Source organism: Streptomyces sp. MK7 (genome assembly GCF_032658145.1).
In the GTDB taxonomy this organism is placed as follows: Bacteria; Actinomycetota; Actinomycetes; order Streptomycetales; family Streptomycetaceae; genus Streptomyces; species Streptomyces spiralis.
Genome location: NZ_JAVACL010000036.1, coordinates 75,438 through 81,583 on the forward strand (window position 1 = coordinate 75,438; position 6,146 = coordinate 81,583).

The 6,146-nt window shown below is 69.1% G+C and carries 7 protein-coding genes and 1 tRNA gene; 5 read left to right on the forward strand and 3 right to left on the reverse strand.

Translation table 11 applies throughout. The annotated features are described in order from the left end of the window. Nucleotides 1–33: 33 nt before the first annotated feature. Nucleotides 34–690 (forward strand): SDR family oxidoreductase, encoded by a 657-nt coding sequence (locus tag R2S09_RS30300; protein ID WP_306190375.1) that lies wholly within the window; start codon nt 34–36, stop codon nt 688–690. A 94-nt stretch (nt 691–784) separates the two neighbouring features. On the opposite strand, the gene R2S09_RS30305 is transcribed toward R2S09_RS30300, so the two are convergent. After that, entirely contained in the window at nt 785–1,285 is a 501-nt protein-coding gene (locus R2S09_RS30305; protein ID WP_306190373.1) for a hypothetical protein, read from the reverse strand. Nucleotides 1,286–1,535: 250 nt separating this feature from the next. Next, nucleotides 1,536–1,617, reverse strand: a tRNA-Tyr gene (locus tag R2S09_RS30310). Nucleotides 1,618–1,884: 267 nt separating this feature from the next. On the opposite strand from R2S09_RS30310, the gene R2S09_RS30315 reads away from it, so the two are divergent. Further along, the gene (locus tag R2S09_RS30315; RefSeq protein WP_306190371.1) at nt 1,885–2,373 is read left to right on the forward strand and encodes a YajQ family cyclic di-GMP-binding protein; all 489 of its coding nucleotides are present in this window, start codon (nt 1,885–1,887) and stop codon (nt 2,371–2,373) included. A 125-nt stretch (nt 2,374–2,498) separates the two neighbouring features. Here the strand turns inward: R2S09_RS30315 and R2S09_RS30320 are convergent, their stop codons facing one another. After that, a complete protein-coding gene (locus R2S09_RS30320) occupies nt 2,499–2,765 on the reverse strand; it encodes a GlsB/YeaQ/YmgE family stress response membrane protein (protein ID WP_316744457.1) in 267 nt (88 codons plus the stop codon). Nucleotides 2,766–2,895: 130 nt separating this feature from the next. On the opposite strand from R2S09_RS30320, the gene R2S09_RS30325 reads away from it, so the two are divergent. From R2S09_RS30325 to R2S09_RS30335, 3 genes are all read left to right on the forward strand, one after another. Next, the gene (locus R2S09_RS30325; RefSeq protein ID WP_316744458.1) at nt 2,896–4,185 is read left to right on the forward strand and encodes an APC family permease; all 1,290 of its coding nucleotides are present in this window, start codon (nt 2,896–2,898) and stop codon (nt 4,183–4,185) included. Nucleotides 4,186–4,297: 112 nt separating this feature from the next. After that, complete coding sequence (locus tag R2S09_RS30330; protein ID WP_306190367.1) at nt 4,298–4,699, forward strand: YccF domain-containing protein; 402 nt, start codon at nt 4,298–4,300, stop codon at nt 4,697–4,699. A 689-nt stretch (nt 4,700–5,388) separates the two neighbouring features. Then, nucleotides 5,389–6,039 carry a hypothetical protein gene (locus R2S09_RS30335; RefSeq protein WP_316744459.1) on the forward strand — a complete coding sequence of 217 codons (651 nt, stop codon included), beginning with the start codon at nt 5,389–5,391 and terminating at the stop codon, nt 6,037–6,039. Nucleotides 6,040–6,146 lie beyond the last annotated feature (107 nt).

Here is a 6,146-nt window from a genome sequence, read left to right on the forward strand (position 1 = left end):
CGGACGGGGCCGTCCGGGCGTACGGTCGGAAACATGCGCATTGTCATCGCTGGTGGTCATGGTCAGATCGCGCTGCGGCTGGAGCGGCTGCTCGCCGCGCGCGGTGACGAGGTCGCGGGGATCATCCGCCGCGCCGAACAGGGCGACGACCTGCGGGCGGCCGGCGCCGAACCGGTCGTGCTGGATCTGGAGTCCGCCACGGTGGAGGAGGTCGCCGAACGGCTGCGGGGCGCCGACGCGGCCGTGTTCGCGGCGGGCGCGGGCCCGGGCAGCGGCGCGGCCCGCAAGGACACTGTGGACAAGGGCGCGGCGGTGCTGTTCGCGGACGCGGCGGTCCGGGCGGGCGTCCGGCGCCACCTGGTGGTGTCGTCCATGGGCGCGGACGCCGGGCACAAGGGCGACGAGGTCTTCGACGTGTACCTGCGCGCCAAGGGCGCCGCGGACGACCACGTACGCACGCAGGAGGCCCTCGACTGGACGATCCTGCGCCCCGGTTCGCTGACGGACGAGCCGGGCACCGGGCAGGTCCGTCTGGAGGCGCACACCGGTCGCGGCGCGGTCCCCCGCGACGACGTGGCCACCGTCCTGGCCGAGCTGGTGGACACCCCGGCGACGGCAGGGCTGACCCTGGAACTCATCAGCGGCTCGACCCCGGTGTCGGTGGCGGTGAAGTCGGTGGCGGGGAACTGAGCGGAAGCGATTCCCCAGGACACCCCGACTCCCTCCGCTCGCGTCGGCGCCTGCGGAGGGAGTCTCCTGGGGGCGGAGGGCCTCTGCGGTCCTTCTACGGGTTGTGCAACTCGCAGCCCGTGAAGTGGTCGAGCGAGTCTCCGTCGGCGACGTCGCCGGTGCCGCCGCCGCAGTTGACGGTGTCCGCGGACCCGTCCGAGGCGTGGATGACGTCGTTCGCGCCGCCGGTGGTCACGCTGTCGCTGCCGCTTCCGGCGTCGAGGACGACACGGAAGGTCGGGGCGGGGAGGTTGTCCGTGAAGGTGTCGTCCATGTCACCCAGGTTCGCGTTGAAGTAGCTGACGCCTCCGGCCTGTCCGCAGGTCACCGTGGTCGCGTTGACCTGACGGCAGCCGACCCCCGCGGCGATCGTGGCCGTGTCGGTCACCGTGAGGACTCCGCCGGGTGCCGTGACGTCCACCTGGTTGCCGGCGCCGGGCGCGGCACCGTAGTTGACGAACGAGCCGACGCGGCTGATGGTCGAGCCCGCCGCCGCGGCGGCCGGGGAGGCGAGCGCCAGCGGCATCACCAGTCCCGCCACTGCCACCGGGGTCACCGCACATATCAGAGTCCTGCCTGCAATCTTCATGCTCTGCGCCTCTCACGCACAGGTACGGGCGCCGGACAGCGCCCTCGATGTCAGCGAAACAGAGCGTGACGAGCGATGCACGATTTGTTACCGCCTTCGGTGGCGTGGCCGGAGGCGGGCGCCGAAGAACCCGCCTTGGACCGGACAACGGCGGCCGGAAAACACGAAGAAACCCCCTCCAGCCTGCATTTCCGCAGGTGGAGGGGGTTTCCCAATGTGGCGGCGCTAGGATTCGAACCTAGGAAGGCTGAGCCGGCAGATTTACAGTCTGCTCCCTTTGGCCGCTCGGGCACACCGCCGGGTTCGCTGCCGTTCGAACCGCCTTTCGGCGGTGCTCCCCGGCAACGACGTAAACAATACCCGATGCGCAGGGGTGCTTCGCCACCCGATTGATCTGCGCCGCGGGAGCGGGGGGTGGCTAGGCTGGTGCGGATGCGGCCCGGGCCCCGAAGATCCGCCTCGGCGGCTTCCCCACGCCCGCCGGCAGGCGACGTGTACGCGAGTCGTACGCACCCCGCACGCACCCGACACACTCCGACAGACCCCGATACAAGGAGCCACAGGACATGGCCGACTCCAGTTTCGACATCGTCTCGAAGGTCGAGCGGCAGGAGGTCGACAACGCCCTCAACCAGGCCGCCAAGGAGATCTCGCAGCGCTACGACTTCAAGGGCGTGGGTGCCTCGATCTCGTGGTCCGGTGACAAGATCCTCATGGAGGCGAACTCCGAGGACCGGGTGAAGGCAGTCCTCGACGTCTTCCAGTCCAAGCTGATCAAGCGGGGCGTCTCGCTGAAGGCCCTGGACGCGGGCGAGCCGCAGCTCTCCGGCAAGGAGTACAAGATCTTCGCCTCGATCGAGGAGGGCATCTCCCAGGAGAACGCCAAGAAGGTGGCGAAGATCATCCGCGATGAGGGCCCCAAGGGTGTGAAGGCCCAGGTCCAGGGCGACGAGCTGCGGGTCAGCTCCAAGAGCCGCGACGACCTCCAGGCCGTGATCGCCCTTCTGAAGGGCAAGGACTTCGACTTCGCGCTGCAGTTCGTGAACTACCGGTAGTCCGTACGACAGATGCGGGAGAGGGGCGGGCACCGTCGGCCGGTGTCCGCCCCTCTCGTGTCCGCGGGCCGCGTCTCACGTCAGCGGGCCGTGCGCGGCGCCTCGCCCACCCCCGGCGCGCGGGCTCAGTCCCGTGAGTTGCCGAACAGGATGCGGTAGGCGATCAGCAGCACCAGCGAGCCGCCGATCGCCGCGGCCCAGGTGGCGCCGTCGTAGAAGTGCTTCGCGATCGGGTGGTGCAGCCAGCGCGCCGAGATCCAGCCGCCGATGAAGGCGCCCGCGACGCCGATGAGGGTCGTGCCGATGAAGCCGCCCGGGTCGCGGCCCGGCAGCAGGAACTTCGCGATGGCCCCGGCCAACAGGCCCAGGACGATCCAGCTGATGACGCTCATGCCCTGAATCCGCCTTCCTCGACGACTCGTGTGCGTCGTCATGTGTGCCACACGCGTGTTCGTGCCGTGTTGAGGGAGAAGACGACACGGCCACACCTCACGGTTGCATCGGCCAGTAAGGTCCCGAGCCATGACACGCTCCCCCGGCCACTCCCCCGGCCCGGCCTCCTCGTCCTCGCCGGCGTCCGCCGACGGGCTGCGGCGCAGCCTCGGGGTCGGGGACGCCGTGGTCATCGGGCTCGGTTCGATGGTCGGGGCCGGGATCTTCGCCGCCCTCGGGCCGGCGGCACGGGCGGCCGGCCCAGGGCTGCTGGTGGGGCTCGCGGTCGCCGCCGTCGTGGCCTACTGCAACGCCGACTCCTCGGCACGGCTGGCCGCCCGGTATCCCGCCTCGGGCGGCACCTATGTGTACGGTCGCGAGCGGCTCGGCGTGTTCTGGGGCTACCTCGCGGGCTGGGCGTTCGTGGTCGGCAAGACGGCCTCCTGTGCGGCGATGGCGCTCACCGTCGGCGCGTACGTCTGGCCGGGCCAGGCGCACGCGGTGGCCGTCGCGGCCGTGGCGGCGCTGACGGCGGTGAACTACGGCGGCATCCAGAAGTCGGCGTGGCTGACGCGGGCCATCGTGGCGGTGGTGCTGGCGGTGCTGGCCGCCGTGGCCGTCGTGTGCCTCGGCTCCGGTGCGGCCGATGCCGGGCGGCTCGCCATCGGCGACTCCCGGGGCGCCGGCGGCGTTCTGCAGGCGGCCGGGCTGCTCTTCTTCGCGTTCGCCGGATACGCGCGGATCGCGACCCTGGGCGAGGAGGTGCGCGACCCGGTGCGCACCATTCCGCGCGCGATCCCGCTCGCCCTGGGCATCGCGCTGGGCGTGTACGTGGCTGTGGCGGTGGCCGTGCTGGCGGTGCTGGGGCCGGACGGCCTCGCGCGGGCGGGCGCGCCGCTGGCCGACGCGGTGCGGGCGGCCGGGGTGCCGGGGCTGGTTCCGGTGGTACGGGTCGCTGCAGCCGTGGCCGCGCTCGGCTCGCTGCTCGCGCTCATCCTGGGCGTCTCGCGCACCACTCTGGCCATGGCCCGGGACCGGCATCTGCCGGGCGCGCTGGCCGCCGTGCATCCGCGTTTCCAGGTGCCGCACCGGGCCGAGCTCGCCGTGGGTGCGGTGGTCGCGGTCCTGGCCGCCACGGTGGACGTCCGGGGCGCGATCGGCTTCTCCTCCTTCGGGGTCCTCGCGTACTACGCCGTCGCCAACGCCTCCGCCTTGACCCTCGACTCCGCTCCGGCCCGGCGGGCGGTACCGGCGCTGGGCCTCATCGGCTGCGTGGCCCTGGCGTTCGCCCTGCCCTGGCTCTCGGTGGCCGTGGGCGCGGGCGTACTGGCGGTAGGGGCGGCCGCGTACGGCGTGCGACGGGTACGACGGCCTTCCTGATCAGGCCGCGAGGGCGCTGCGATTCGGCCTGAGCACGTGACCAACTGATACTGGTGGAAGTAGGTGCAAAAGCAGGCAACGTCGGCGGAGCGACCTGGGGAAGGTGCCGATCATGAAGGTGTTCAACCTGCTGCTCAACATCCTGTGGCTCGTCTTCTGCGGCTTCTGGATGGCGATCGGTTACCTGATCGCGGCACTGATCTGCTTCATCCTGATCATCACCATCCCGTTCGGCATCGCGTCGCTGCGTATCGCGGGCTTCGTCCTGTGGCCGTTCGGCCGCACCACCGTGGAGCGGCCGGGCGCCGGGGCAGGATCGTTCATCGGCAACGTGATCTGGGTGATCTTCGCGGGGTGGTGGCTGGCTCTGGGACACCTGATCACGAGCATTCCACTGTTCGTCTCGATCATCGGCATCCCCTTCGGATGGGCCAACCTGAAGCTCATCCCGATCTCCCTCATGCCTCTTGGGCGGGAGGTAGTGGAAACAGATCAGGGATTCGCCGGACGCTGATCCTGCCCCTGGGTGTCCCCGCCCGACTGACCGCCCGAGCGGCTCAGCCACCACTGCCGCTCGACGCACTTCCTGTGTCGGAGTTGCTGGTCCCCGGACCGGTGTCGCTCGGGCGGACGTCGCCCAGACTGTCGACGATCGTTATGGCCGGCGGATTTGACGGCGTGGGCACCTGAACAAGGATGGGGACGTAGACAATTTCGCCATGCCGGAACTCGGCCTTCGCCGAGAACCGGTAGCACACGACCGCCTTCGGGTCACTTCGTGTCGCATAGCATCTGAGCGGTGATTTCGCCGGTGTGGAGTGCGTATTCTCCGGTGATCCGCTCACCGCACTCGCCGGCGCCGCCCATAGGCCGACCGTCAAGCAGAACGAGACCGCAGCCACGAGGCCGGCGGCCCGCAAAGTCACTTTCCTCATTCTGATCCCTCCTGGGCTACGAGTGAACTGGCCGTATCGGACGGGAGTTCGAGGATCGGGTGAGCGTACGGGCGATGTCACCGGCAGGTGACTCGGCTCGGCTCCGTCTGCCACAGAGGATCGAACAGCCATCAAGCGATGAACGGGTGACGGCGACAACGACACAGATCGCCGATACGAGTGTCGGACTTCCGCATGTGTCATTTTATTTGCGCAACCCCGTATGCGTATTTGAGCTTGCGCAGCTCGGAGTCCGAGGAGAAGAGCCTTGCGTAGAATCCAGCGAATTCTGATCACCGCCGCCACCGTGGGGAACTTCGCTGTTGTGAGCATGGGCATCGCTCATGCGGACGACAACAACAGCACCTACACCGGGCCGGTCACCTTCACCGGCATCACCTATTTGGCAGGTCAGGCACCCCAGTTCCAGGCCCTCCAGGCCCCTCAGAACCCTCACCCGGCCGACGCACCGCCCGACGGGCACAGGCAGCCGAACACACCGCCTGACGGGCACAAGCAGCCGGACGCACCCTCTGACGGGCACAAGCAGCCGGACACACCGCAGATCGAGACGCCGAGTACCCCGAACACGCCCAACACCCCGAACACCCCGAACACGCCGAACACACCCAACACTCCGAACACACCCAACACCCCTAACACGCCCAACACCCCGAACACACCCAACACCCCTAACACGCCCAACACCCCGAACACCCCGAACACGCCAAGCACCTCAGACCCTTATGACGCGTCAAAGCAGCCTGAGGCGTCGGACACGGAAGACGTATTGGACGCGTCAGACATGTCGGAGGCGTCAAGGGCGCTTGGCATCGCGTCAAATGCATCTGAGATCCCGAACGCACAGGACCTCGTGAGCACCGTGAGGGCGCTGCTGCGACCTGTGGGACTCCTCTGAATCGAGCTTGCACAATGGGGCCGCGCAGCTGCTGCGCGGCCCCATCGTGATTTCGGCGCTGTCATCCCGGCGTGTTCGGCGTGTTGGGCGTGTTCGGAGTATTGACC